The sequence below is a fragment of the Vibrio sp. 1CM2L genome, from assembly GCF_023161695.1.
GTDB lineage: Bacteria > Pseudomonadota > Gammaproteobacteria > Enterobacterales > Vibrionaceae > Vibrio > Vibrio coralliirubri.
This window is the reverse complement of the sequence record NZ_JALNTT010000024.1, coordinates 1-663: the sequence shown is the minus strand read 5'-3', so window position 1 is coordinate 663 and position 663 is coordinate 1. Positions and strand designations below refer to the sequence as shown.

General features: G+C 53.8%; 1 rRNA gene. It reads right to left on the bottom strand.

Going from position 1 to position 663, the window contains the following annotated elements:
* Window positions 1-663, bottom strand: a 23S ribosomal RNA gene (locus tag MSG34_RS24115); the annotation flags it as partial.

Here is a 663-nt window from a genome sequence, read left to right as displayed (position 1 = left end):
GCCAGGGAAAACTCATCTCAAGGCTCGCTTCCCGCTTAGATGCTTTCAGCGGTTATCGATTCCGAACTTAGCTACCGGGCAATGCCATTGGCATGACAACCCGAACACCAGAGGTTCGTCCACTCCGGTCCTCTCGTACTAGGAGCAGCCCCTTTCAATTTTCCAACGCCCACGGCAGATAGGGACCGAACTGTCTCACGACGTTCTAAACCCAGCTCGCGTACCACTTTAAATGGCGAACAGCCATACCCTTGGGACCGACTTCAGCCCCAGGATGTGATGAGCCGACATCGAGGTGCCAAACACCGCCGTCGATATGAACTCTTGGGCGGTATCAGCCTGTTATCCCCGGAGTACCTTTTATCCGTTGAGCGATGGCCCTTCCATTCAGAACCACCGGATCACTATGACCTGCTTTCGCACCTGCTCGAATTGTCATTCTCGCAGTCAAGCGGGCTTATGCCATTGCACTAACCACACGATGTCCAACCGTGTTTAGCCCACCTTCGTGCTCCTCCGTTACTCTTTGGGAGGAGACCGCCCCAGTCAAACTACCCACCAGGCACTGTCCGTAATCCCGATTCAGGGACCAACGTTAGAACATCAAAACTACAAGGGTGGTATTTCAAGGACGACTCCACCACATCTAGCGACGCGGTTTCA